This window comes from Streptomyces sp. A1277, assembly GCF_004795015.1.
Taxonomy (GTDB): domain Bacteria; phylum Actinomycetota; class Actinomycetes; order Streptomycetales; family Streptomycetaceae; genus Streptomyces.
This window is the reverse complement of sequence record NZ_SSBI01000037.1, coordinates 40,113-65,374: the sequence shown is the minus strand read 5'-3', so window position 1 is coordinate 65,374 and position 25,262 is coordinate 40,113. Positions and strand designations below refer to the sequence as shown.

At 70.0% G+C, this 25,262-nt stretch carries 24 protein-coding genes and 1 pseudogene; 12 read left to right on the top strand and 13 right to left on the bottom strand.

The features are described 5' to 3' along the window. Positions 1-103: 103 nt before the first annotated feature. Genes E6R18_RS23395 through E6R18_RS23385 form a run of 3 tightly spaced genes read right to left on the bottom strand, consistent with a single transcriptional unit; the run spans position 104 to position 3,294 of the window. Positions 104-982, bottom strand: a complete 879-nt coding sequence (locus tag E6R18_RS23395; protein ID WP_136318866.1) for a carbohydrate ABC transporter permease — start codon at positions 980-982, stop codon at positions 104-106. After that, on the bottom strand, positions 979-1,995 hold the full coding sequence (locus E6R18_RS23390) for a sugar ABC transporter permease (protein ID WP_136318865.1): 1,017 nt from the start codon (positions 1,993-1,995) through the stop codon (positions 979-981). The genes E6R18_RS23395 and E6R18_RS23390 overlap by 4 nt, the downstream gene beginning before the upstream one ends. 21 nt (positions 1,996-2,016) lie before the next feature. Next, positions 2,017-3,294 carry an extracellular solute-binding protein gene (locus tag E6R18_RS23385; RefSeq protein WP_136318864.1) on the bottom strand — a complete coding sequence of 426 codons (1,278 nt, stop codon included), beginning with the start codon at positions 3,292-3,294 and terminating at the stop codon, positions 2,017-2,019. A 378-nt stretch (positions 3,295-3,672) separates the two neighbouring features. Between E6R18_RS23385 and E6R18_RS23380 the strand changes: the two genes are divergently transcribed. Then, complete coding sequence (locus tag E6R18_RS23380; RefSeq protein ID WP_136318863.1) at positions 3,673-4,743, top strand: LacI family DNA-binding transcriptional regulator; 1,071 nt, start codon at positions 3,673-3,675, stop codon at positions 4,741-4,743. Between the two features lie 110 nt (positions 4,744-4,853). Then, a complete protein-coding gene (locus E6R18_RS23375) occupies positions 4,854-5,822 on the top strand; it encodes a phosphatase PAP2 family protein (RefSeq protein WP_136318862.1) in 969 nt (322 codons plus the stop codon). A 267-nt stretch (positions 5,823-6,089) separates the two neighbouring features. On the opposite strand, the gene E6R18_RS23370 is transcribed toward E6R18_RS23375, so the two are convergent. Beyond that, positions 6,090-9,080: a bifunctional [glutamine synthetase] adenylyltransferase/[glutamine synthetase]-adenylyl-L-tyrosine phosphorylase gene (locus tag E6R18_RS23370; RefSeq protein ID WP_136318861.1), complete on the bottom strand. Its 2,991-nt coding sequence runs from the start codon at positions 9,078-9,080 to the stop codon at positions 6,090-6,092. A 207-nt stretch (positions 9,081-9,287) separates the two neighbouring features. On the opposite strand from E6R18_RS23370, the gene E6R18_RS23365 reads away from it, so the two are divergent. The 5 genes from E6R18_RS23365 (at position 9,288) to E6R18_RS23345 (ending at position 15,745) form a co-directional block, all read left to right on the top strand. After that, entirely contained in the window at positions 9,288-9,701 is a 414-nt protein-coding gene (locus E6R18_RS23365) for an SseB family protein (RefSeq protein WP_206308369.1), read from the top strand. Next, entirely contained in the window at positions 9,698-10,354 is a 657-nt protein-coding gene (locus E6R18_RS23360; RefSeq protein ID WP_136318860.1) for a hypothetical protein, read from the top strand. Before E6R18_RS23365 ends, E6R18_RS23360 begins: the two co-directional genes overlap by 4 nt. Positions 10,355-10,356: 2 nt before the next feature. After that, on the top strand, positions 10,357-15,051 hold the full coding sequence (locus tag E6R18_RS23355; RefSeq protein WP_240799832.1) for a putative T7SS-secreted protein: 4,695 nt from the start codon (positions 10,357-10,359) through the stop codon (positions 15,049-15,051). A gap of 98 nt (positions 15,052-15,149) precedes the next feature. Then, positions 15,150-15,416 (top strand): hypothetical protein, encoded by a 267-nt coding sequence (locus tag E6R18_RS23350; RefSeq protein WP_206308368.1) that lies wholly within the window; start codon positions 15,150-15,152, stop codon positions 15,414-15,416. Beyond that, entirely contained in the window at positions 15,416-15,745 is a 330-nt protein-coding gene (locus E6R18_RS23345; protein ID WP_240799831.1) for a hypothetical protein, read from the top strand. Before E6R18_RS23350 ends, E6R18_RS23345 begins: the two co-directional genes overlap by 1 nt. A gap of 13 nt (positions 15,746-15,758) precedes the next feature. On the opposite strand, the pseudogene E6R18_RS23340 reads toward E6R18_RS23345, so the two are convergent. Continuing rightward, positions 15,759-16,009 (bottom strand): annotated as a pseudogene (locus E6R18_RS23340) (L-serine ammonia-lyase, iron-sulfur-dependent, subunit alpha); the annotation flags it as partial. A 169-nt stretch (positions 16,010-16,178) separates the two neighbouring features. On the opposite strand from E6R18_RS23340, the gene E6R18_RS34450 reads away from it, so the two are divergent. The 3 genes from E6R18_RS34450 (at position 16,179) to E6R18_RS23330 (ending at position 17,718) form a co-directional block, all read left to right on the top strand. Further along, a complete protein-coding gene (locus E6R18_RS34450; RefSeq protein WP_206308370.1) occupies positions 16,179-16,688 on the top strand; it encodes a hypothetical protein in 510 nt (169 codons plus the stop codon). 22 nt (positions 16,689-16,710) lie between these two features. Then, positions 16,711-16,893 (top strand): hypothetical protein, encoded by a 183-nt coding sequence (locus tag E6R18_RS23335; RefSeq protein ID WP_240799830.1) that lies wholly within the window; start codon positions 16,711-16,713, stop codon positions 16,891-16,893. A gap of 114 nt (positions 16,894-17,007) precedes the next feature. After that, positions 17,008-17,718 carry a hypothetical protein gene (locus E6R18_RS23330; RefSeq protein ID WP_136318858.1) on the top strand — a complete coding sequence of 237 codons (711 nt, stop codon included), beginning with the start codon at positions 17,008-17,010 and terminating at the stop codon, positions 17,716-17,718. 12 nt (positions 17,719-17,730) lie between these two features. Here the strand turns inward: E6R18_RS23330 and E6R18_RS23325 are convergent, their stop codons facing one another. From E6R18_RS23325 to E6R18_RS23315, 3 genes are all read right to left on the bottom strand, one after another. After that, entirely contained in the window at positions 17,731-18,531 is an 801-nt protein-coding gene (locus E6R18_RS23325; RefSeq protein WP_136318857.1) for a putative protein N(5)-glutamine methyltransferase, read from the bottom strand. 240 nt (positions 18,532-18,771) lie between these two features. Continuing rightward, positions 18,772-19,953, bottom strand: coding sequence for an NADH:flavin oxidoreductase (locus tag E6R18_RS23320; RefSeq protein ID WP_168712416.1), 1,182 nt, complete (start codon positions 19,951-19,953; stop codon positions 18,772-18,774). A 28-nt stretch (positions 19,954-19,981) separates the two neighbouring features. Beyond that, positions 19,982-20,359 carry a hypothetical protein gene (locus E6R18_RS23315; RefSeq protein WP_136318855.1) on the bottom strand — a complete coding sequence of 126 codons (378 nt, stop codon included), beginning with the start codon at positions 20,357-20,359 and terminating at the stop codon, positions 19,982-19,984. Between the two features lie 29 nt (positions 20,360-20,388). On the opposite strand from E6R18_RS23315, the gene E6R18_RS23310 reads away from it, so the two are divergent. Together E6R18_RS23310 and E6R18_RS23305 are read left to right on the top strand one after the other, a co-directional pair. Further along, positions 20,389-20,880 carry a contact-dependent growth inhibition system immunity protein gene (locus tag E6R18_RS23310; RefSeq protein WP_168712415.1) on the top strand — a complete coding sequence of 164 codons (492 nt, stop codon included), beginning with the start codon at positions 20,389-20,391 and terminating at the stop codon, positions 20,878-20,880. Beyond that, positions 20,877-21,245 (top strand): nuclear transport factor 2 family protein, encoded by a 369-nt coding sequence (locus tag E6R18_RS23305; RefSeq protein WP_136318854.1) that lies wholly within the window; start codon positions 20,877-20,879, stop codon positions 21,243-21,245. Before E6R18_RS23310 ends, E6R18_RS23305 begins: the two co-directional genes overlap by 4 nt. Before the next feature lie 101 nt (positions 21,246-21,346). Here E6R18_RS23305 and E6R18_RS23300 read toward each other — a convergent pair whose 3' ends face one another. The 5 genes from E6R18_RS23300 to glnA form a co-directional block, all read right to left on the bottom strand. Continuing rightward, positions 21,347-21,700: a hypothetical protein gene (locus E6R18_RS23300; RefSeq protein ID WP_136318853.1), complete on the bottom strand. Its 354-nt coding sequence runs from the start codon at positions 21,698-21,700 to the stop codon at positions 21,347-21,349. Positions 21,701-21,732: 32 nt separating this feature from the next. Continuing rightward, entirely contained in the window at positions 21,733-22,734 is a 1,002-nt protein-coding gene (locus tag E6R18_RS23295) for a response regulator (protein ID WP_136318852.1), read from the bottom strand. Then, a complete protein-coding gene (locus E6R18_RS23290; RefSeq protein WP_136318851.1) occupies positions 22,709-23,185 on the bottom strand; it encodes an ATP-binding protein in 477 nt (158 codons plus the stop codon). The genes E6R18_RS23295 and E6R18_RS23290 overlap by 26 nt, the downstream gene beginning before the upstream one ends. Beyond that, positions 23,146-23,721 (bottom strand): hypothetical protein, encoded by a 576-nt coding sequence (locus E6R18_RS23285; RefSeq protein ID WP_136318850.1) that lies wholly within the window; start codon positions 23,719-23,721, stop codon positions 23,146-23,148. Before E6R18_RS23285 ends, E6R18_RS23290 begins: the two co-directional genes overlap by 40 nt. 145 nt (positions 23,722-23,866) lie before the next feature. After that, positions 23,867-25,228 carry a type I glutamate--ammonia ligase gene (gene glnA, locus E6R18_RS23280; protein ID WP_136206950.1) on the bottom strand — a complete coding sequence of 454 codons (1,362 nt, stop codon included), beginning with the start codon at positions 25,226-25,228 and terminating at the stop codon, positions 23,867-23,869. Between the last annotated feature and the right edge of the window lie 34 nt (positions 25,229-25,262).

Here is a 25,262-nt window from a genome sequence, read left to right as displayed (position 1 = left end):
TCCCTGGGGTGTCTGGGTGGGGGGTGGCGCCGGGACCGGGTCGGGATGCCGGCGCCACCGTGACTGGTGCGTGCGGGTCGTACGGGCGTGCCGCTGAGGACGCTCAGCCCTTGACGGCTCCGGCGGACATGCCGGTGACAAGGTGCTTCTGCGCGAACAGGAACACCAGGGCCGCGGGTATCGCGATCAGCACGGACGCGGCCGTCATCGGGCCCCACTGGGCCCCGTACCGGTTGACGAACAGCTGGAGTCCGCCCGCGAGCGTGAGGTTGTCCTCGCCGACCAGGAAGGCGGAGGCGTACGCCACCTCGCCCCAGGCGGTGATGAAGGAGTAGAACGCGGTGACGGCGAGGCCGGGCTTGGCCAGCGGCAGGATGAGCCGCCAGAACGTGCCGAACGGGGTGAGGCCGTCGACCTGCCCCGACTCGTCGATCTCGCGCGGGATGGTGTCGAAGAAGCCCTTCATCATCCAGGCGCAGAACGGCACCGAGATGGTGAGGTAGGTGATGACCAGACCGGCCGGCTTGTTGAGCAGCCCCATGCTGGCCATGATGTTGTAGATCGGCACGATGAGGACGGCGACCGGGAACATCTGGGTGATCAGCAGCGTCCACATCAGCCCGCGCTTGCCGGGGAACCGGAAGCGGCTGACGGCGTAGCCGGTGGAGGCGGAGACGATGACGCCGATGAGCGTGGTGAGCCCGGCGACGACCAGCGAGTTGCCGAACCAGGTCAGGAACTTCGTGTCCTTGATGAGGTTCGTGTAGTTCTCGAACGTCGTGTCTTTGAAGAAGTCCGTGGTGGTCGCGAACTCGGCCGGCTTCAGCGAGGTGAGCAGGACCCAGAGCACGGGGAAGACCGCGATCACGGACGCGACGATCAGCGTCAGGTGCAGGGCCGTGGAGGCCAGGGGCGAACGCTCGCCGCGCCGCCGGACCTTGGGTGCGGTGTGCCGCGCGGTGGGGGTGGTTGCGGTGGTCACCAGTCATCTCCCTGAGTGCGCAGGACCCGCCGGTAGATGGTGGCGAAGATCAGCAGGAGTACGAGGATCAGCACGCCCCAGGTGGAGGACTGCGCGAAGTCGCGCGGGCTGATCTCGAAGGAGAACTTGTACGCCTGCGTCACCAGGATCTGGGTGGCGTCGCCGGGTCCGCCGCCTGTGAGCAGGAAGATCACCGGGAACATGTTGAAGGTCCAGATGGTGGAGAGCAGGATCACGGTCGTGGAGACCGGCCGCAGTCCGGGCAGCGTGACGTGGCGGAAGCGCTGCCAGGCGGTGGCGCCGTCCATCTCCGCGGCCTCGTACTGCTCGCTGGGGATGGACTGCAGCCCGCCGAGGAGGGCCACCATGATGAACGGCACGCCGAGCCACACGTTGACCGCGATGACGGACAGCTTCGCCCAGGTGGGGTCGCCCAGCCAGTCGATGCCGCCGAAGCCGCCGCCGGAGAGGATCTTGTTGAGCAGCCCGCGGTCGTTGTTGTAGAGGAAGCGCCAGGCGAAGACGGAGACGAAGCCGGGGACCGCCCAGGGCAGGATGAGGGCCATCCGGTAGGCGGAGCGGCCGGCGATCCTGCGGTTGAGGATGTTCGCGAGCGCCATGCCGAGGGCGAAGGTGATGGCCACGCAGGAGACCGTCCACACCAGGGTCCACCCGAGTGTGCCGAGGAACTGTTCGCCGGTGAGGGCGTCGGCGTAGTTGTCCAGACCGACGAACTTGTACGTGGCGGGCAGGTGGTTGACACCGATGGACCGCGCGACGTTGCGCTCGTTGGCGTCGGTCAGCGACAGGTAGATGCCGCGGACCAGCGGATAACCGATGATCACGCCGACCACGATGACGACCGGGGCCACCATCGTCCAGGCGTACCAGTGCGTCGACAGGGTCCGCCGGAGCTTGCCCGGCGGCGGGGGGTTGCCAGTACCGCGGCTCCGGCCGCGGGCGACGTCGTCGCCCGCGGCCTTCGCCACCGACTGGCTGGTGTGGACAGCCATCAGCCGGCCTGCCTTCCTGAGTTACTTCCAGCCGTCAAGGAGCTTGCGGTAGGCGGTACCGGTCGTCTTGACCGCCTTCTCCGGGGAGGTCTGACCGGTGAGGGCCTTGGTGTACTCGGTGACGAGCGGCGCGAAGAGGCTGCCGGTCTCCGGAATCCAGGGGCGCTCGACGGCGCTCTCGACGACCGGCTTGAAGAAGCCGACGATCTCGTTGTCGACCACGGACTCCTCGGCGTAGGCGGAGGTGCGGGTCGGCAGGAGGTTGAGCTCCTTGGTGACCTGGGCCTGCGTCTTGACGGAGGTCATGTAGTCGACGAAGGCGTAGGAGGCTTCAAGGTTCTTGGAACCGGCGTAGACGGCCAGGTTGTGACCGCCCTGCGGGGCACCCTGCGCGGCGGAGCCGGCCGGGACCGGGGCGACGCCCAGGTTCGCCTTGTCCTTGAACTCCTTGCCGGCGTACGTGTCGGCGACGGCCCACGGGCCATTGATCATCATCGCGACGTCGCCGTCCTTGAAGGACGCCTGCATGTTGTCCCAGCCGTCCGTCGCGTCGGTCTTCGCGACGCCGGAGTCGACCAGGTCCTTGACGAGCTTCATCGCCTTGACGCCGGCCGCGTCGTCGATGGTGACGGCCTTGTCGGCGGCGTTGACCATGTCGCCGCCCTCGCCGTACAGGAAGGGCAGGAACCAGTACGCGTCGTCGCCGCGCAGGTAGAGGCCGGTCTTGCCGGTCTTCGACTTGATCTTCTTGGAGACGGACTTCAGCTCGTCCATCGTGGTGGGGACCTCGACGCCGGCCTCCTTGAAGATCTTCTTGTTGTAGAAGATGCCCAGGGAGTCGATCACCTGCGGAACGGCGAACGTCTTGCCGTTGTACTTGGTGGACGCGGCGGCCTGCTTCAGGAAGTCGCTCTCCTTCTGGAGGGCGGGGGTGCCGTCCAGCGGGGCGAGGTAGCCGAGGTCGGCGAACTCGGGGGTCCAGGCGACCTCGGAGCGGATCACGTCGGGGGCGCCGGAGCCCGCCTGGGCCGCGTTCTTGAACTTGTTCTGCGCGTCACCGAAGGGCACGTTGACGTACTTGACGTCGACCTTCGGGTGCTGCTTCTCGAAGCCCTCGGCGATCTTCTTGAAGACCTTGTCCTCGCTGCCCGCGGTGGAGGTGTCCCACCACGTCACGGTGCCGGAGAGCTCGCCCGAGCTCTTGGAACCGCCGTCGGACTTGTCGTCATCGCTGCCGCAGGCGGTCGCCGCGAGCGCCAGGGCCGCGACCAGGGCGGTGGCCGTTATGCCACGTCGCATCTGAACTCCTTCAACTGCCGTACCGCTCCGTCGCGGCGCCGGGTCGACGTGAACGTAACAAGGATGAAAGACGACCGAAAGACCTTGCGGAAGATTTCTGCAAGCTCCGGCGATCGTTACATTGGCGTGTCCTCAAGGTTGCCGTCAAGCCTCTTGACGGAACCCGTCGATCCCTGGCAGGAGGGGCCACCGCCGCCGATTCCGCAGTGCGACGATCCGACCGCAGCCGGCGAATCGTCTCCGCAAGACCTTGCAAGGTATTGCTACGGACCCGCGTCGGCCCCTCCCCCGGGCTGCAAGCCCACCCGCCCCCGGCGCCCCCGCCCGATTCCCCGCATGGTGGGCAATCCGACCTCGCTCCCGGTACAGTCCATTGCCATGACCGCACGGCTTGCCGATATCGCAACTCAGGCGGGGGTCAGCGAAGCGACGGTCAGCCGCGTACTGAACGGCAAGCCCGGGGTTGCCGCTGCCACCCGCGAATCCGTCCTCGCCGCGCTCGACGTCCTCGGCTACGAACGGCCCGTACGTCTGCGCAGGCGCAGCGCGGGGCTCGTCGGCCTGATCACGCCCGAGCTGGAGAACCCCATCTTCCCGGCGCTCGCCCAGGTCATCGGGCAGGCGCTGACCCGGCAGGGCTACACCCCGGTGCTGGCGACGCAGACCCCGGGCGGCTCCACCGAGGACGAGCTGACGGAGATGCTGGTCGACCGGGGCGTCTCCGGGATCATCTTCGTCTCCGGGCTGCACGCGGACACCTCCGCCGACATGCAGCGCTACGAACAACTGCGCGCGCAGGGCGTCCCGTTCGTCCTGGTCAACGGCTTCTCGCCCAAGGTGCGGGCGCCGTTCATCTCGCCGGACGACCGGGCCGCGATGCGGCTGGCGGTGACCCACCTGGTGTCGCTCGGCCACACCCGGATCGGGCTCGCGGTCGGCCCGAAGCGCTTCGTCCCGGTGCTCCGCAAGATCGAGGGCTTCCACGCCACGATGCGGGAGCAGTTGAACCTCACGGCGGACGAGGTCGAGGAGCTGATCCAGCACTCCCTGTACACGCTCGAAGGCGGTCAGGCAGCGGCGTCGGCGCTGATGGAGCGGGGCTGCACGGCGGTGGTGTGCGCGAGCGACATGATGGCGCTCGGTGCGATCCGGGCCGCCCGCCGGCTCTCCCGGGAGGTCCCGCGCGACACCTCGGTCGTGGGCTACGACGACTCGCCGCTCATAGCGTTCACCGACCCGCCGCTGACCACGATCCGCCAGCCGGTCACGGCGATGGGCCAGGCCGCGGTGCGCACACTCCTGGAGGAGATCGGCGGCACGCCCGCCCCGCACAGCGAGTTCGTCTTCATGCCGGAGCTGGTCGTGCGCGGCTCGACGGCCGCGGGCCCCGGCCCGAGCACGGCCGCCACCGCCCCGGCCGCTCTCCCAGAGTCGCACGCGCGCCCGTAGTCGGCCTGTCCGGCGGATCAGGGCCCCGCGCGGGCCTGCCGGGACGTGCAACTCGCTCCCGGCCGGAGGATCATCGGGCGCGGAGGGCAAATCTGGCAGACTCTGTACCTATGGGTGAATTGAGCGTGAAACGACAGGAAGGCCGTACGGAGGCCACCCCGTCACCCATCGTGAACGAGGCGGCTCCCGAGGCGAACACGAAGCAATCCGGTCGCGCGCACGGGATCGGCAGAGCGCTCGACAGACCGCTCGCCCACGCTGCGTCACGGCTGCGCGCCCCACGGTCGCCCCGGCGGCCCCGCCTCTGGTTCGAAATCCTGCTCATCGCGATGAGTTACTGGCTGTACTCGCTGGTGCGCAACGCGGTCCCGGAGCAGAAGGCCGCCGCCCTCGCCAATGCGGACTGGCTGTGGTCGGTCGAGCGGTTCCTCGGCATCGCCGTGGAGCAGTCGGTCAATCACGCGGTCAACTCGGTGACATGGCTCATCGTGTCGATGAACTACTACTACGCGACCCTGCACTTCATCGTCACGATCAGTGTGCTCGTATGGTTGTTCCGCCGGCACCCCGGCCGGTACGCGGCGGCCCGGCTGGCCCTGTTCGCGACCACGGGGGTCGCGCTCCTCGGCTACTACCTGTACCCGTTGGCGCCGCCCCGCCTGATGAACGGCGGCCACTTCATCGACACGGTCCTGGTCCACCAGACGTGGGGCTCGATGGCGTCGGGCAACTTCAAGAACATGTCGAACCAGTACGCGGCGATGCCGTCCATGCACATCGGCTGGTCCCTGTGGTGCGGCCTCACCGTCTTCGCCCTGGCCTCGGCCCCCTGGGCACGCATCCTGGGCCTGCTGTACCCGACGGTGACCCTGGTGGTCATCGTGTCGACGGCGAACCACTTCTGGCTGGACGCGGTGGGCGGCGTGGCGTGCCTGGCGTTCGGGTACGCGGTGTCGTACGCGTGGTACGGGTCGCTGCCGCATCGGCTGCCGAAGCGGATCGCGCCGAAGACGGCGCGTCCGCCACGGCTGAGCGCGCTCTCGGCGCAGCCGCGTGAGGCGGCGGCTAGCCGCAACTGAGCGCTCTCCCGGGGCTCTGCCCCGCACCCCGCTCCTCGACGCGCTCTCCCGGGGCTCTGGCCCCGCACCCCGCTCCTCAACGCGCTCTCTCGGGGGCTCGGCCCCGAACCCCGCTCCTCGATGCGCTCTCCCGGGGGCTCGGCCCCGAACCCCGCTCCTCAACGCGCTCTCTCGGGGGCTCGGCCCCGCACCAGGCTCCTCGATGCGCTCTCCCGGGGGCTCTGCCCCGCACCCCGCTCCTCGATCGCCGGAGCGGCTAGAGGGGGGTCACCCCCCGTAGAACCGCTCGTCCACCACACCCCGCGCCCGCCGCGTGATGCGGCGGTAGTCGTCCAGCATGTCGCCGACGTGCCCCTCCTCGTACCCCAGGTAGCGGCCCACCGCGGTCAGCTCGCGCGGCACCGAGGGGAAGGTGTCGCCGGGCCGGCCCCGTACCAGCATCACCGCGTTGCGCACCCGTGTCGCCAGGACCCACGCCTCGTCCAGCGTCTGCGCGTCCTCCTCGGAGATCAGCTCCGCCGTACACGCCGCCGCCAGGGCCTGCCGGGTGCGGGTGGTGCGCAGGCCCGGCACGGTGTGGGCGTGCTGCATCTGCATCAGCTGGACCGTCCACTCGACGTCGCTCAGCCCGCCCCGTCCCAGCTTGGTGTGGAGGGTCGGGTCCGCGCCGCGCGGCATCCGCTCGGACTCCATGCGGGCCTTGAGCCGGCGGATCTCGCGGACCGCGTCCTCCCCGAGCCCCCGCGCCGGATACCGCAGCGGGTCGATCAGCGCGACGAACTCCGCGCCCAGGTCCATGTCCCCGGCCATCGGCTCGGCCCGCAGCAGGGCCTGGCTCTCCCAGCCCAGCGCCCAGCGCCGGTAGTACGCCTCGTACGACTTCAGGGTGCGCACCAGCGGGCCGCTCTTGCCCTCGGGGCGCAGGTCGGGGTCGATGATGAGCGGCGGGTCGGCGGTGGGCAGCTGGAGCAGCCGGCGCATCTCCGAGACCACCCGGCTCGCGGCCCGGCTCGCCTCCTGCTCGTCCACGCCCTCGCGCGGCTCGTGGACGAAGAGGACGTCCGCGTCGGAGCCGTAGCCCAGCTCGTGCCCGCCGAAGCGGCCCATGCCGATGACCGCGAACCGGGTGGGCAGGGTGTCGCCCCACTCCGCGCGGACGGCGGCCCGCAGCGCCCCGGCGATGGTGACGGCGTTCAGGTCGGTGACGGCGCTGCCGACCCGGTCCACGAGGGCGCCCGGGTCGGACTCGGCGGGGCTGTCCTCCGTACCGTAGGAGCCGATGAGGTCGGCGGCCGTCGTACGGAACAGCTCGCGCCTGCGCACCCCGCGCACCACCGCGACGGCCGACTCCGCGTCTCCGGCGCGCCCCACGGCGGCCAGTACCTCCTGCTCCAGGTGCGCGTGGCTGCGGGGGGCGAGGCCGTGCGGGTCGCCCAGGATGGAGACGGCCTCGGGGGCGCGCAGCAGCAGGTCGGGGGCGAGCCGGCCGGCCGACAGGACCCGGGCCAGGTTCTCCGCGGCGGCCCCCTCGTCGCGCAGGAGCCGCAGGTACCAGGGGGTCTTGCCGAGCGCGTCGGACACCTTGCGGAAGCCGAGGAGGCCGGCGTCCGGGTCGGCGGAGTCCGCGAACCAGCCGAGCAGCACGGGCAGCAGGGTGCGCTGGATGGCGGCCTTGCGCGAGACGCCGGAGGACAGCGCCTCCAGGTGGCGCAGGGCGGCCGCCGGGTCCTCGTAGCCGAGGGCGACGAGCCGGGCGGTGGCGGCCTTCGTGCTGAGCCGGGACTCGCCGGGCGTGAGCTGGGCGACGGCGTCGAGCAGCGGCCGGTAGAACAGCTTCTCGTGCAGCCGGCGCACCACGGAGGCGTGCCGCTTCCATGCCTGGTTCAGCTCGGCGATGGGGTCGGTGCGCAGCCCGAGGGAGCGGCCGAGGCGGCGCAGGTCGGGCTCGTCGTCGGGCACGAGGTGGGTGCGGCGCAGCCGGTAGAGCTGGATGCGGTGTTCCATGGCGCGCAGGAAGCGGTAGGCGTCGTCCAGCTGTACGGCGTCCACGCGCCCCACGTAACCGCCGTCGGCGAGCGCCCCCAGGGCCTCCAGGGTCGATCCGCTGCGCAGGGCAGGGTCGCTGCGCCCGTGGACGAGCTGGAGCAGCTGGACGGCGAACTCGACGTCCCGCAGCCCGCCGGGTCCGAGCTTCAGCTCCCGGTCGACGCGGTCGGCGGGGATGGTGTCCACGACGCGGCGGCGCATCTTCTGCACGTCGGGGACGAAGTTCTCCCGGTCGGCGGCCTGCCAGACGAGCGGCGAGACGGCTTCGACGTACTCGGCGCCGAGCGCGGGGTCACCGGCCACCGGCCGGGCCTTGAGGAGCGCCTGGAACTCCCAGGTCTTGGCCCAGCGCTGGTAGTAGGCGAGGTGCGAGGAGAGCGTACGCACCAGGGGTCCGTTGCGGCCCTCGGGGCGGAGATTGGCGTCGACGGGCCAGATGGTGCCCTCGGCGGTCGTGTCGGAGCAGATCCGCATGAGGTGCGCGGCGAGCCGGGTGGCGGCCTGCATGGCCTTGTTCTCCTCGGCGCCGTCGGCGGGTTCCGCGACGAAGATGACGTCGACGTCGGAGACGTAGTTCAGCTCGTGGCCGCCGCACTTGCCCATCGCGATGACCGCGAGCCGGCACTGCGCGGCGTCGTCGGGGGCGGCCGCGGAGGCGATGCGCAGGGCGGCCCGCAGCGTCGCGGTGGCGAGGTCGGCCAGCTCTGCGGCGGTCTCGGCGACGTCGGTGGTGCCGCAGACGTCCCGGGCGGCGATGGAGAGCAGGCACCGCCGGTAGCCGGCGCGCAGCCCGTCCGGGTCGTCGGCCCCGGCCAGTTCCTGCTCGAACTCGGCGACCCCGGGGTGCAGGTCGGCGGCCTCGTACGTGACGAGAACCTGCCAGTCACGGGGGTGGCGTGCCAGGTGGTCGCCGAGCGCCTCGGACGCCCCCAGCACCCCGAGCAGCCGGTCCCGCAGGGGCTTGGCCGTCACCAGGGTGTCCAGCAGGATCTGCCGCTCACCCGCCTCCTCGGCTTCGACCAGCCGGACCAGGCCGCGCAGCGCCAGGTCGGGGTCGGCGGTGGCCCCGAGCGCGTCGAGGAGCACGGAGTCGGACCGTACGGAGGAGACGTCGGGCAGGTCGAGCAGCCGCTCGGCGGCGGACGGGTCGGTGAAACCGTGCCGCAGCAGTCGGGTGAACGTACTGCTCCTGCGCCCCGGCATCATCGTCATTCCACGCTCTCCCGCTCGCCGCCCGCTCAGCCTCCGGCTTCGAAGCCTATGGCCTTTCGTTCGGATCAGCCCGCGAGCCCGGCCCGGTTCGTTCAGGTGGCGGCCGGGCCCCGCCGCCCGCCGGAACAACGGCTCGGTGAGAACCGTCTCGGGCCTGTCGGGCGTCCTGGTCTACGGTGTCGTGAGTTCGCGGGAGAGGGAGGGGCCGTGGAGCGATCTGGGGCAGCGCTTGCCGAGCGCATAGCCGAGCGGAGGAGCGGGGTCGGGGACCCGCGGGCGCTGGTCGGTGAGATGCGGCGTTCGGTGCTCCTGGTGCCGATGTCCGGGGACCGTTTGTGGTCGGCGCGGCTGGGTGGGGTGCGGTGGGTCTACGGGTTCACGGACGAGGTGGCACTGGCCCGGTTCGCCCGGCATCACGCCCCCGGGGACCAGCCCATGGACTACGCGGCGCTGCTGGGCGCGCGGATCGTGGACGAGGTGGTGCCGGCCCTGGGCGAGCCCGCCGGTCTGGCCGTGGACGTCGCGACGGAGGACGGGTCGATGTTCTTCCCGCCGGTCGTCGGCATCGTTCCGGAGTCTGCCGCCGTCGATGCCGGTGAGGCCCAGGGGGTGTGGGCGTGAGCGGGGACGGGGCGGACCTGCACCTGGACAAGACGTCGGTCGCCAAGTTCACCAAGGGCCTGAACACGACCATCGACGAGCTCGGTGATCTGGGCGGGGCCACCGGTTCGGTGACGGGCAAGGGCTTCTCGGAGCTGTCGATGACCGGGATGGAGACCGGGCACCACGGCCTCTCGGTCGACTTCGAGGACTTCTGCGAGCGCTGGGAGTGGGGGGTGCGGGCGCTGGTGCGGGACGCCAGTGGGCTCGCGAGCCGGCTGGGCCTGGCGGCGGGTACGCAGTGGGAGAACGACCAGTACCTGGCGGGCACGCTCAAGGTGGGTGCCAACGCCGTGTTCGGCGGGAACCCGCACGCGAGTGAGGAGGAGATCGCGCAGCAGGGCTGGGGTGACATCTTCACGCCGGACTACCTGGACCCGGACTACAGTCCCGAGTCGTTCGAGAAGGCCGGCCAGGACATGGGGCAGACCTGGAAGGACACCGGCCGCACGGTCCTCACCGAGGGCTACGGGGGCCGTCAGTCCGACATGTTCAACAGTGCGTTCGGGATCTCCGACGACCGGTTCGGCCAGGCGCTGGACGAGACGTTCGGCCCGTCGCCGGAGGAACGCGCCCAGCAGGCGCAGCAGCAGAGTGAGCCGGGGGGCAACTGACCGTGGGTATCGGCGACATCATCAGCGACCTCACGCCGGATGCGGTCGAGGACGTTGTCGAGGACGGCGTCGAGTGGGTGGGCGACCGGGTCGAGGACGTTGGGAACTGGACCGCCGACCGGCTGGACGACGTCGGGTGGGAGTCCGGCGCGGACTGGGTGCGCGAGCAGTCCCGTTCGGTCGCCAACCGGCTGGGCGCGGAAGTCGACGAGATGGACCTCGGGCAGACCGAGGACAAGACCAAGCTGATCTACGGCAGCCCCAGCAAGATCGACGCCACGGTCACCAAGCTCCGCGCCTTCCAGTCGGCCTTCGACGGCACCGGGGACGGGCTCAAGGGCCTCAACTCCGGTGAGCTCAAGGGCGAGACGGCCAACGCCCTGCGCACCGCGGTGAGCACGCAGCCGCCGAAGTGGTACGCCGCGGCCGACGCCACCGCGAAGGCGCTGGGGGCGCTCGACGCGTTCGCGGACACCGTCACCTGGGCGCAAGGCCAGGCGCAGACGGCGATCGACAAGTGGAAGGAGGGCGTCAAGGCGTCCGAGGACGCCGCGGACGCCCACCGCAAGAAGGTGGACGACTACAACAGCGCGGTCGACCGCTACAACGCCCAGCCCGCCGACAAGCGCGACCCGTCCTCGCTGCCGCCGAGGCCCGCGTCCACGTTCACCGACCCCGGCAAGAAGCTGATGCAGGACGCGCAGGACCTCCTCGCCGAGGCCCGCAAGCAGCGCAACACGGCGGCGCAGACCGCCCGCACGGCGGTGCAGGCCGCCCGCGACATGGCGCCGAAGAAGCCCTCGTACGCCGAGCAGGTACGGGACGGGTTCGAGGAGTCCCAGGTCATGGGGATGCACCTGGACGGCGGGATCATCAAGGCGTCGGCGGGCATCGTCAACTTCGTGCGTGGCATCAACCCGATGGACCCGTACAACCTGACGCACCCGGCCGAGTACGTGACCTCCCTGAACAGCCTGGCCGCCGGGCTGGTGGTCGCCGCGAACGACCCGGTCGGCACCGGCACCCAGATGGTCAAGGACTTCATGAAGGACCCGGCCGAGGGCGTCGGCCGGCTGATCCCCGACCTCGCGCTGACCGTCGCCACGGGAGGCGGCGGAGCCGCGGTCAAGGGCCTGCGCGTCGTCGATGAGGCGTCCGACATCGCCCGGTTGCGGCGGCTGGCGGACGACGCCCCGGAGGGCACCCACACCCGCAAGCCCGGCGAGCGCGTCACCGACGACACCGACCCGGTCGACCTGGCCACGGGCCGGATGTTCCTGCCGCAGACCGACGTCGCGGTCCCGGGCATCCTGCCTCTGCTGTTCACCCGCCGCACCGAGTCCGGCCTGACCGCCGGCCGCTTCATGGGGCCCTCCTGGACCTCCACCGTCGACGAACGCCTCCAGATCGACTCCATCGGCGTCCTCCACGTCACCGCCGACGGCCTCCTGATCCGCTACCCGCACCCGGCCCCCGGCGCGCCCGTCCGGCCCGAGTCGGGGCGGGCCCGCACGCTGCTGGCCCGCGACGCGAACGGCGACTACACGGTCACCGACCCCGACAGCGGCCTGGTCCTCGACTTCGACGCCCCGCCGGGCGCGGAGCCCGGGGGCGACGGCGTGGCCTGGCTGACGGACCTCACCGACCGCAACGGCCACCGGATCACCGTCGACCGCGACGAGGACGGCCTGCCGCTGGCCCTGGCCCACTCCGCGGGCCGGCGGCTGGGCCTGACGACCGCCGATGGCCGGATCACCGCCCTGTCCCTGACGGGCGCGGGCGAGGACGGCACGGACCTGCTCCTGATGAGCTACGGCTACACGGACGGTGACCTCACAACGGTCACCAAGCCGTCCGGCGCCACGACCACCTTCGTCTACGACGACCGCCACCGCGTCATCGCCTGGATCGACTCCAACGACAGCCGCTACGACTACGTCTACGACGACCAGGACCGCGTCGTCGCGGAGGGCGGCGAGGCCGGCCACGTACAGATCACCCTCGCCTACACCGACCCCGACCCCGAGACCGGCCACCGCACCACCACGCTCACCACCGCCGACGGCCACACCACCCGCCACCTCTTCGGCCCCGGCTGCCTCCCGCTCGCGGTCACCGACCCGCTCGGCCACACCACCCGCTTCACCCACGACCCGCACGGCAACCTGCACTCCCGCACCGACCCGCTGGGCCTGCGCACCGCCTTCTCCTACGACGAGGACGACCGGCTCGTCGCCACCACCGCGCCCGACGGCGGCGAACTGCGCACCGTGCGCGACCCGTCCGGCCTGCCGGTGGAGATCATCGGCCCGGACGGCAACCGCGTGCTCCAGGAGTTCGACGAACGCGGCAACCGCACCGCGGTCACCGACCCCGCCGGGGCCACCACCCGCTACACCTACGACACCGCCGGCCGCCTCACCTCCATCACCGACGCGCTGGGCGCCACGACCCGGGTGGAGTGCGACGCCGCCGGCCTGACCGTACGGGTCACCGACCCCGGCGGCGCCGTCACCCGCACCGAGCGGGACGCCCTCGGCCGGCCCGTCCGCATCACCGGCCCGACCGGCGGCGTCACCCGCCTGGAGTGGCACCCCGACGGCAAGCTCGCCCGGCGCACCGCCCCTGACGGCTCCGCCGAGTCATGGACGTACGACGGCGAGGGCAACACCCTCACCCACACCGGCGCGTCCGGCGGCGTCTCCCGCTTCGAGTACACCCACTTCGACCTCCTCGCCGCCCGCACCGGACCGGACGGCGCCCGCTACGAGTTCGAGCACGACCGCGCACTGCGCCTCACCCGCGTCACCAACCCGCAGGGCATGACCTGGGCCTACGAGCACGACGCGGCAGGCCGCGTCGTCTCCGAGACCGACTTCGACGGCCGCACCCTCACCTACGAACTGGACGCGGCGGGCAGGCTCACCGCCCGCACCGACGCCCTCGGCGGAACGATCACTTTCGAACGCGACCCGCTCGGCCAGGTCCTCCGCAAGGACGTCGACGGCCGGGTGACGACCTACGCCTACGACCGGGCGGGACGCCTCCTCGAAGCCGCGGGCCCCGAGAGCGAGATCCGCTACCAGTACGACCGCATGGGCAGGACCAAGACGGAACTGGTAGACGGCCGCCCCGTCTCCTACACGTACGACGCCCTGGGCCGCCGTACGAGACGCGTCACGCCCACGGGCCACGTGACCTCCTACACGTACGGCCCCGACGGCCGTCCCCACAGCCTCACCAGCGGCGTCCACCGCATCGACTTCACCCACGACGACGCCGGGCGCGAACTCACCCGCGCCTACGACGACGCGCTGACCATGACCTCCGCCTGGGACGAGGCCGGACGCCTCACCGCCCAGCACATCGACGCCGGAACCCGCCACATCAACAGCCGCGCCTACACCTACCGCGCCGACGGCCACCTGATATCCGTCGCCGACCGGAAGTCCGGCACCCGCACCTTCGACCTCGACCCGGTCGGCCGCGTCACCGCCGTCCACGCCCAGAACTGGACCGAGCGCTACGCCTACGACGACGCCGGCAACCAGACCTCCGCCACCTGGCCCTCCGCCCACCCCGGCACCGAGGCCACCGGCCCCCGCGCCTACACCGGCACCACCCTCACCCGCGCCGGCGACACCCGCTTCGAACACGACGCCCTGGGCCGGGTCACCCTGCGCCGCAAAACCCGCCTCTCCCGCAAGCCCGACGCCTGGCACTACACCTGGAACACGGAGAACCGCCTCACCTCCGTCACCACCCCCGACGGCACCCAATGGCGCTACCGCTACGACCCACTCGGCCGCCGCACCGCCAAGCAACGCCTCACCGCCGACGGGAACGTGGCCGAGGAGACCCGCTTCACCTGGGACGGTCTCACCCTCTGCGAACAGACCACCCACCAGCCCGACACCCCGAACACGGTCGCCCTCACCTGGGACCACCGCGATCAGGCGCCCCTGGCCCAGACCGAACGCCTCCTCACTGCCGACGACCGCCAGACGGAGACCGACCGCCGCTTCTTCGCCATCGCCACCGACCTCGTCGGCACCCCCACCGAACTCATCGACGAAACCGGCCACACCGCCTGGCACGCCCGCGCCACCCTCTGGGGCACCACCGCATGGCCCCGCACCAGCACCACGTACACCCCGCTCCGCTTCCCCGGCCAGTACTACGACCCCGAATCCGGCCTCCACTACAACGTCTTCCGCCACTACGACCCGGAAACCGGCCGCTACGCCTCCCCGGACCCCCTGGGGCTGGCGCCGGCGCCCAACCCCGTTGCTTACGTGTACAACCCGTGCACCTGGGCCGACCCCTTGGGCTTGGCGCCGGACTACCCGGATGGGCAGCACACTCCCGCCGACCTCCCTCCGGACACCGTTCAGATCTACCGAAATGTGGACGGTGTCGAGTTCGATGCCATCGCCACGACGAGCCGGTTCGGGACCGGTGCGGGGCAGATGGAAGGCAAGTGGTTCGCGACCCAAGGCGAGCACGCCGACCAATGGGGCAGACTTCTCAACGGCGGTGACGGATTGACGGTCACCACGCGCATACCCAAGTCGTTGGCCGACGAGCTGCACTACCACGCGGGAAAGTTGGACGGGGTTGGCCCCGGTTACTACGCAGATGGCGGTCAACTCGCCAGGATCAACGAGCACGCGAGCGAAATCGAGTTGTGGCCGTAATGCAGAAAATCGAGAATCCAGCAGGCGAGGGCGTGGTCGTATGGCTTACACGTCGAGAAGGAGGACGAGAGTCGGGCCCGCCCACCGCCCCCGTATATATGGCGACGGCGGTATTCGTCCAGGGCTCCGAGGAGGAGGTTCAGCCGGGCTGGCCGGCATCAGCCGACCAGCTGAGCATCCTGCTGCAAGAGACCGAACGGCTGGACGAAGAGCACCGGAGATGTCTGGTGGGATTCCTCGCGCCCGAGTTGGCCTTTCCTCACATGCGTCCCGGAGCCGAACTGGTGGTGCTGGAGGGGCCACGCACCGTCGCCCAGCTGCGGATCGAGACCGTGCGCGGCCCGGGGGGAGGGACGTCGGCCTGATGGCCGCCACACGCATGGGCGGGCATCGCATCGTTGGCGACGGCGCCGGGCAGCTCGAGATCTATTCGGTGGAGGACCGGAGCGCCGGGGCGGCCACGTGCGTCGTCCGCTGCGTGGGCGGCGTGGTGCGCACTGGTCAGCGGTTCGGCGCCGCCCCGGACGCTGATGAGGCAGAGGCTGCTCAGGGACTCTTCGTCCTCGACCGGATCACTCGCTACGAGAAGGACATGGACTTGATCGATCCGCTCCACAGCGCGACGGTTCGATTGTCGGGCGACGGCGTGGACCTCCTGAAGAGAGGCGTCATCCTCATCGCTGCCGCGGAATAGCCCTCAGGAGAGTGAGGCACGGGATCTGGACGAGGCCGCCGACCGGGTCGCAGGTGAGGCCCGGGTTGTGTTCCATGCCGATCTCGGCGGCGTTCTCGACCTGCTCGGGGCTGCTGCCCAGGACCTCGGCGAGGGCGCCGGCGGCCATGGAGCAGGCGGAGCCGACCTGGGCCCTGGCAGCCGACCTCGGCGCCGGAGATGGAAGGCGTTCTCCTTGAACAGCATGCCGATGGCGCCGGCCGCCAGCAGGAAGCGGACGATACCGACCTCCTTCTCCGCCTCGGTGGCGCCGCCCGCCGCGAAGTTCACGTAGTAGTGCAGGGCGGCAGAGTCGCGCGGCCGGACATGCATTGAATGGAAAATCCGGCCCCTGGGAGTCGGTTGTCGACACCAACACCAACACCATCCTCCACTTCAACTTCGTCAGGTAGAAATGGTGCACAAATTCAGCGTCCGAGAAGCGAACCCACTGGCGGGTACGCTTCGCTACTCCGAGTCGGATCGAGGGTTCTCCTTCCAGCCGCAGAGCCTTGATGACCTGGCTCGGCTGGAAGGTGGCGGGGGGCGAACAAGTCTCGTCGCCGACACCCTTCAGTTGGAGGTGGCGGTGGACAGCGGTCGCGCCCTCTATGTGTGGGGTTACTTGCCGAAGGAATCGTGGCAGCGGGAGGAACTGAAACTGCCGATCTCCGCGAGCGGTGCCGTGACAGTGGAACTGGACGACCCTCCGCTTGAGGAGCACATTTCTGTATCGATCGCTCGATCGGACTGGGATGTTCTGTTTGATGAGAATTCGGGATTGGTTCGAGTCGTACGGGATCGGCGGGTTCCCGAGAAGCTGGTAGAGATCGCCGATGGTATTCATCTTGGCCTGAACGGTACGGAATTCATCTCGTTCTGGCTCTCCCCGGAGTTCGTTTTTTCCTACGATGCGCCGACGTGATCAGTAAGGATCGATCCGCTGGGTGGACGGTCAAGGTGTCGAGATGCTGGATCTCTTTCGCGAAGGCGCGACGCGTCTTTCCTTCGCCTCAGGGCAGACAGTCAAACAAATTTTCGTCGGCTTCCACACGGGCGAGTGCGCGGGCACCATGAAAATCCAGGTGACACCCCACTTTTCGGTGAGCGACCGCCTTCTGTTCCAGTAGGAAGAACTTCCCTTTCTCCGCAGCCGGAAACGCCCATGGCAACTGCGACCAGACTGTGTAACAATCCGCCCAGTGGAGTCCTTGAATCTCACGAATGGAGGGCGTCGCGAAACCATGACCCACGTGTTCAGGTTCCGATTCCGGAGCCCAGTGGGCGGGCTCGCCGTGGACCTGCGGGCCGAGACCGATCCGGCCGGCAGCGGAATTCCCCCGCACAGCATGCAGATCCACCGCAACATCCGGCTCGGTCTGCCTGCGTCCGGCCTGCATTGGAAGGACACCGCCTGGCTGGCGTTCGGGGTGTCCCTCAACGCACCCACGCTCAGCGAACTCCGGCCCGACGGCGTCTCCATCCAGGTGACCTCGCTCGACCACTCCCCGAGCGACTACCGGTCCGAGGCGGCGGCCCTGGCCATGGACGGATGGCTCCGCGAGCGCTTCGCCCTGGAGGGCCCGGGTGCCTCGGTCGCGTACGACGCCGCCCAGGACCGGTACGTCTTCGCCTGGGGAACCACGTTCCAGCCCTTCTCCGACGACCCGCGCCTCAAGGACCCGCCCCCGTTCCGAGACCACCAGGAACTCGACGTAACGGTGACCGGCGTCGCGTCGGTGGGCTCGCGGGCCGACGTCGACGGCGGCGGCACCGGCTTCATCGACCAGACGAAGCACCCCTCCTGGTGGGGCGAGGACGCGGCACCGCCCCGGCCCGGGGACCGCCTGCACGTGGTCGTGCTCGACGCGAGCCGCGAGGAGCCACGCTTCAGCGCCCTGCAGAAGGACATCGACATCGCGCGCCGCCTCCGGGCCCTGCGGAACGAGGCATGAGCCCCTGACGCGTCAGCCCGCCGGTCCCGCCGCCCGGGTCCCGGTGACTACGGTCGCGTACCGCTCCTCGCAGGAGTCGACGCGGGCCACGAGCCCACTGTCCGCCAGGACCCCTGCGGCGCGCTCCGCCTGCCGCTCGCTCGTCTCGGCGAGAAGGCTGCCGCCCGGGGCCAGCCAGCGGGGGGCCTCGGCGGCGACCCGGCGCAGGACGTCGAGGCCGTCGCCGCCGCCGTCGAGCGCGACGAGCGGTTCGTGGACACGGGCCTCGGCGGGCAGCAGGGCGACGTCCTCGGTCGGTACGTACGGCACGTTGGCGAGGAGCACGTCCACGCGTCCGCGCAGGGAGCCGGGCAGCGGGTCGAAGAGGTCGCCCTCGTAGACCCGGCCGCGCTCCCCGATGTTGCGCCGGGCGCAGCGTACGGCGGCGGGCTCGACGTCGGTGGCGTGGAGTTCGACGCGGTCCAGGGCGGCGGCGAGCGCGGCGCCGAGCGCGCCCGAGCCGCAGCACAGGTCCACGACGACGGCCGGGTCGGGGGCGAGGGCGACCGCCTGGCCGATCAGGAACTCGGTACGGCGGCGCGGTACGAACACGCCGGGGTCCACGGCGATCCGCAGCCCGTTGAACTCGGCCCAGCCGAGCACGTGTTCCAGGGGGTGGCCGGCGGCGCGGCGCTCCGCCATGGCGGTGAGTTCGGCGGGCCCGGCGGCGGTGGCGGCGATGAGGTCGGCCTCGTCCTCGGCGAAGACGCAGCCGGCGGAGCGCAGGGCGGCGACGAGGGAGGAGAGGGCGGACGGTGACAGGGGGACCGGCATGGTGCGGAGCCTTTCGGAGAACGCCGAGGGGTGCTCCGCGGCCGGTCAGGTCCGGTCGGCCACGCGATCGCGAAGGATGAGCACCCGGGTCGATACAGCGGTAATGGGTCCCACCTCCTTGGTTACGTCCCCGTGCGGGGATGCGAAAGACTACCCCAGGCTCTCGGCGTTCCCGGGGCCGGTGGCCGGCGGCGGCCGGTCCGGGGCCGACGGTCCGCCCCGGTGCCGCTGCCGCCACCTCTACGCCAACGGGCAGCGGGTCCCGGTGTAGATGGTGGGCATGCAGCGGTTGCAGTGGACACAGCTGGACGCGGTGGCCGCGTCGCGCCCGATGCGGCGCAGCAGGTCGGGCTCGCGCAGGAGTGCGCGGGCCATGGCCACGAAGTCGAACCCCTCGGCCATGGCGCGGTCCATGCCGTCTTGGTCGGTGATCCCGCCGAGGAGGATGAGCGGCAGATCCAGCGCGGCCCGGAAGCGGCGGGCATCGTCCAGCAGATAGAGCGGCCGGTAGGGGTACGTACGGAAGAAGGCGCGTCCCAGGGCCCGGATGGCGAGGCGCTGTGCGACCGGGAAGTTGGCCGCGAACTCCCGTACGGGGGCGTCGCCCCGGAAGAGGTACATCGGGTTCAACAGGGAGCTTCCGGCGGTCAGTTCGAGCGCGTCGACGCTGCCGTCCTCCTGGAGCCAGCGGGCGACCTGAAGGCTCTCTTCCAGGGTGAGTCCGCCGGGCGCCCCGTCCTTCATGTTGAGCTTGGCGGTGATGGCGAGCCGGTCGCCCAGCGCCTCGCGTACGGCCCGCGCGATGTCCAGCGCCACGGTGGCCCGCGCCCGCAGGGACCCGCCGTAGGCGTCGGTACGCCGGTTCAGCCGGGGGCTGAGGAAGGCGCTGGCCAGGTAGTTGTGGCCGAGATGGATCTCCACCGCGTCGAACCCGGCCTCGGCCGCGAGCAGGGCGGCGTCGGCGTGGGCGGCCACGACCCGGGCGATGTCCTCGGCGGTGGCGGCCTTGTTGCGCCGCATGCTGAGCGGGTTGAACCCGGCCATCGGCGCGAGGGCGGGCACCCCGTTGGACCGCCCGTCGGCCACCGGCCCGGCATGCCCGAGCTGAGCGCTGACGGCGGCCCCGGCCCCGTGCACCGCCTCCGTCAGCCTCCGCAGCCCGGGCACCGCCTCGGCCCGCATCCACACCTGCCGCCGCTCGGTCCGCCCCTCCGGCGACACCGCGCAGTACGCCACGGTGGTCATTCCGACGCCACCCTCGGCGGGGCGCAGGTGGTAGTCGATGAGCTCCTGCGTCACGAGCGCCTCGGGGGTGGCCCCTTCGAAGGTGGCCGCCTTGATGACCCGGTTGCGCAGCCTCAGCGGCCCGAGCCGGGCCGGGGCCAGCACATCGGGTACGACACGTTTCTCTCCGCCCGCCATGGGGCGGAGCATGACATGAATCTGACGATTAGTCAGCAGCCGTGCGCAGCGCCGTCTCGACGGCTTCGAAGATGTCGGCATCGGTCTCCCGCTGCCAGCCCGGCAGCTCGGCCCGGTCCGCCACGTACCCGGGCTTCGGCTCCTCGAAGTGCTTGTACATCTGAGCCGTCCAGCACAAGGCGACGAACCGCCCCTCCTGCTCCCGCGAAAGCCGCGCCGCACGCCCGCCACTCACCTCGACGAACTGCCGCACCTGCGCGTAGACGGCGCCCGCCGCGTCACGTTCCCACTGCGGGGTGCCGTCCCACGGTGTCACGTACCCGGCCTTCGGTTCCCCGGGAAAATGCCGCCGTACCCCGACGATCCAGGTCTCACGGAACAGCCGGGCACCTTGGCTCTCGGACAGACCTACCCCTTCTTCGCGGTGTGTTCAGCATGACGCGCGAACGTCCTGCCATCGTGCGCACGCTCGATGAGCTGGACCCGCCCCGTTGGGCGGCCCCTCCCGCTGACGCGACGCGTCTGGTCCGCACGGTGCACGAGCGACGGCGCGTACCCCTGGGCAAACTGCAACCGACGGATCTGCGCACGCTCATCTCCCAGCAGGTGGCGCTGCCGTACGTCGTTCCGCTCGCCGTGCGCCTGTTGCCGGAGGAGCCGCTGATCGACGCCTACTTCTACGAGGGCGACCTGCTGCTCGCCACCGTGGACGTCCCAGCGTCGGTCTGGGCCCTGCTCCCGGACCTCGCGGCCCGACTGCGCGCCGTTGTCTTGGCTCTGCCAGAGGCGACGTTCGCGGACCTGCCGCGCGGCGCCACGGAGAAGATCGCCCGCTTCGTCGCGGAGGCCAAGTCGTCCCAACCGGCGTACAGAAGGCACCAGCCTCGCCCCGGACGTGTCCGCAAACGCGTCTGGAGTACGCGATGACCGCGATCACCGACGACCGGCTGGCCATACACGAGCTGATCGCGCTCCACGGTCACCTGTGTGATGACGGCGCCTATGAACGATTCGACAAGGTGTTCACGCACGCTCTCGTGGTGGACGCCACCGCTCTCGGTCCCGCCCCGCTGCCGGCCCAGGACCCGTCCCGGCCGCGCCTGGACACGTCCATCGCGGCTGCGCACCGCCATGGGCCCGACGGCCCGCTCGCCCACCATGTCACCAACGTCATCGTCCGCGAGGGCGGCGACGGCGCCCGGGCCTGGTCCAAGGGCATCGTCCTGAACCAGGACGGCTCGGTCACCTGCTTCACTTACGAGGATCAGCTCGTACGAACGGGTCGGGGTTGACGCATCAGGCACCGGAAGGTCTCGGCTCGCCGCAAGGCCGGACACGGGGTCGAGCCGCTCGTCCTGCCCAAGGGCTGAGGGCACGCCTCGCCTCCGGCTCCTCAACGGAACTCGTGGACCACCTGGATCTCGCCGACGATGTGCGCGTTGAAGTCGTCCAACTCCTCCGCCGGGACCCACAGTTCCAGGATCGTCCGCCCGCCCGCCTGCTGGACGGGGTACCGGCTCAGGAACTCCGTCTCGACCTCGAAGCGGGTGACGTAGCCGACGCCGCTGTGCTTGACGTTCCAGTCCCTGGCGATCCGGATCGCGTAGTCCTCGTTGAGGACCGGGTAGAAGATCGGCTGCTCGGGGAGCCGAGGGGGCCAGGCGCGCCAGTTCAGCTCGCAGACCAGGGCCAGCTCCTCGGGGCCGGTGGGGCGCCACAGGGTGGTCGTTGCTCGGCGGCTGGTCATGGCAGGACGCTACCGGTCCCGAGAACCTGGGGCTACGCGGTTTCGGGGCCAGGGCGGCGGATGTGGCCCGTGTCGATGACCTCCGACGTTCCGTCGCGGTAGTAGTCCGTGTGCCTGGTCGCGTAGGCATCGTCGAACACAAGCGCCACCAACGGGACCGAGGTGTCCTCGCGACAGCAGCTGCACGCCTTCACGAAGGAGAGGCGTAGTTTCTTGTAGACGGGGGCGCTTTCGATGTGGCGGGACTTCACATAGTTCTCCGCCGGGTCGGACGACTCCTCAGGAAGGCGGTAGGTTTCCTCCGTCGACGCCGTGGCCGTCGTCTCGGTCGTCCGGGTTTTCTTCACGATCCGGGTGACCGCCGCCTCGATGCGTGCGCCGACCTTCGATTTCCTCGCGACATCCGCCGCCAGGCTCCCCTTGGCGTTGTACTGCTGGGATGTCTCCACGATGAACGCCTCTTTGACGGATGTGCTGTACGTGTACTTCTTCTCCTGGCCCGCGTTGATCTGCTGGACCGTGACCCAGCTGTCCGGAATCACATGCGCTTCGTCGAGGACCTGGACGCCGGCCAGGTAGTACCTGACCCTGTCGCCGAACAGCAGGTATTTTCTCCGCTCGGAATGGAGGAGTTCAGGGGCGCCGACACGCCATTGGGCAGCCCGGTCGACCTCGTACTGGGTGTGCAATTTGAGGACGACATCGGAAAGTCTGGCGATTTCGCCCTTGGCGAGGTAATCCGAGAACCCGAGAGTCATCGCTTGGCCGACCTCATGCGAGCTCGCCTCTCCGGTAACCATGACGGCTTTGAGCGCGGGGTTCACCTGCTGGAGCTCGCGGTATAGCTCGGTGCCGCTCTTGACCGGCATGCGCTGGTCCAGCAGGGCGACCCGGATCGGGTGCTCCTGCACGGCCGCGAGGGCGTCTTCCGGCTTGCTGCAGGCCAGCACACGGAATCCGGTCTGCACGGTGATCAGGTCGGCGAGCTGATCGGCCATGCCGCGCGAGTCATCGACCACCAGTACCGAGTACATCGCCGTCCTCCTCTCTGCGGAAAGGAAGCGACACGATGAACGCCACCTCGTCACCGTCCACGTCCATGGCTATATCGCCGCTCGCGTACCCTTCGATCAGGCCCTTGCTCACGGACAGGCCCACGCCCTGATGCCCGCTCTTGGTGGTGTATCCCCTCTCGAAGGCTTTGTCGGCCGGCGCTCCGCTCGCGCACGCATTGGAGATGATGAAGGAAATGGCGTCCGGCCTCCTCCTGAAGGTCACCGCGACCTTTCCGCCCTCCGGAGAGGCGTCGACAGCGTTCTCGAGGAGCGGCAGGAGCGCGGCGATGACGAAGTCGTTCGAATATCCGACGAAGGACTCCGGAATGTCACCGATCTCCGCATCGATGGATTTACCGACCGCGTTCGCGTAGAAGTCAATCGCCATTGTCAGCGCGTTCGCACCCGCGCCCGCGAAGGATTCCCCCATGCCCTTCTGAAGGGTTCCGTAGTTTCTGTACGCGTTGATGAAGCACTTGCATATCTCGACGCCCCCGCGGATGCGCTGGACAGCGAGCTCCGCGCCGCCTCGTCCCGGCCTGCCGACCGGGACTCCATGGACAGCGCCGCGGCCTCGATCTGAGCCAGCGGGGTGCCGAGCGAGTGGGCGATCTCCTGCGTCAGCCTGGCCCGTTCGGCACTCACGTCGGCCGAGCTCATGTGGACGATGTCGGCTCTCACGTTGGTGACGGGCTGCGTCCGGCGTTTCATGTCCTGCCAGACCCGGTAGGCGATCTCATCGGGGAGGCGTTCGATCAGTCGCGGCACCAGGCGCTGGGACCGGGCCGACTCCATCACCTCGTACCCCTGCATGCGCAGGGTCTCCTGTATCTCCTTGATCGACATCGCGAGTTCGTCCGTCCTGTCCTCCGCACGCCTCGACTGCCTGGCGGCGGACCCCATGACCAGCAGCCCGGTGACACCCACGGTCATCGCTGACAAGACCGCGGTGATGATTCCGTTCATGGCCCCCCTCGGCAGTGCGCCCAGATTAGGCCGCACCGCCGGGCACCGTCACCGCTTCACCCGAACACGACGGGGGTACGCGAACGGCTCGGGGCCGACGGTGAACACCCGTCGGCCCCGAGCCGTTCCCACAAGCCCGACCGCCCTACAACACCGGCAGCAGCGCCTTCAGTTCGAACGCCGTGACCTCGCTGCGGTACTCCTCCCACTCCCGCTTCTTGTTGCGGAGGAAGAAGTCGAAGACGTGCTCGCCGAGGGTTTCGGCGACCAACTCGCTCTTCTCCATCAGGGAGATCGCCTCGCCCAGGTTCTGCGGCAGGGGTTCGATGCCCATCGCGCGGCGTTCCGCGTCGGAGAGGGCCCAGACGTCGTCGTCGGCGCCGGCCGGGAGTTCGTAGCCTTCCTCGATGCCCTTGAGGCCGGCGGCGAGGAGCACCGCGTACGTGAGGTAGGGGTTCGCGCCGGAGTCGATGGAGCGGACCTCGACGCGGGCCGAGCCGGTCTTGCCGGGCTTGTACATGGGGACGCGGATCAGCGCGGAGCGGTTGTTGTGGCCCCAGCAGATGTACGAGGGGGCCTCGCCGCCGGCGCCGGCCGCGCGGGAGGAGCCGCCCCAGATGCGCTTGTAGGAGTTGACCCACTGGTTGGTGACGGCGGAGATCTCCGCGGCGTGCCGCAGCAGGCCCGCGATGAAGGAGCGGCCGACCTTGGAGAGCTGGTACTCCGCGCCGGACTCGTAGAACGCGTTGCGGTCGCCCTCGAAGAGGGAGAGGTGGGTGTGCATGCCCGAGCCGGGGTACTCCGAGAACGGCTTCGGCATGAACGTCGCCTGCACGCCCTGCTCCAGCGCGACCTGCTTCATGACCAGGCGGAAGGTCATGATGTTGTCGGCCGTCGAGAGCGCGTCCGCGTAGCGCAGGTCGATCTCCTGCTGGCCGGGGGCGCCCTCGTGGTGGCTGAACTCGACCGAGATGCCCATGGATTCGAGCATGGTGATCGCCTGGCGGCGGAAGTCCATGCCGACGTTCTGCGGGGTGTGGTCGAAGTAGCCGGAGCTGTCGGCGGGGGTGGGGCGCGTACCGTCGACCGGCTTGTCCTTCAGCAGGAAGAACTCGATCTCCGGGTGGGTGTAGAAGGTGAAGCCCAGGTCGGAGGTCTTGGCCAGGATGCGCTTGAGCACGTACCGCGGGTCGGCGAAGGACGGCGAGCCGTCCGGCATCAGGATGTCGCAGAACATGCGGGCCGTGCCCGGGGCCTCCGCACGCCACGGCAGGATCTGGAACGTGCCCGGGTCCGGCTTGGCGATCATGTCCGACTCGTACACCCGGGCGAAGCCCTCGATGGCGGAGCCGTCGAAGCCGATGCCCTCGTCGAACGCCTGCTCCAGCTCGGCCGGGGCCACGGCCACGGACTTGAGGTAGCCGAGCACATCGGTGAACCACAGCCGTACGAACCGGATGTCACGCTCCTCAAGGGTCCTGAGGACGAATTCCTGCTGCTTGTCCATAGCCACATCCTTGCAGTTCAGACGGTCCGTGCTC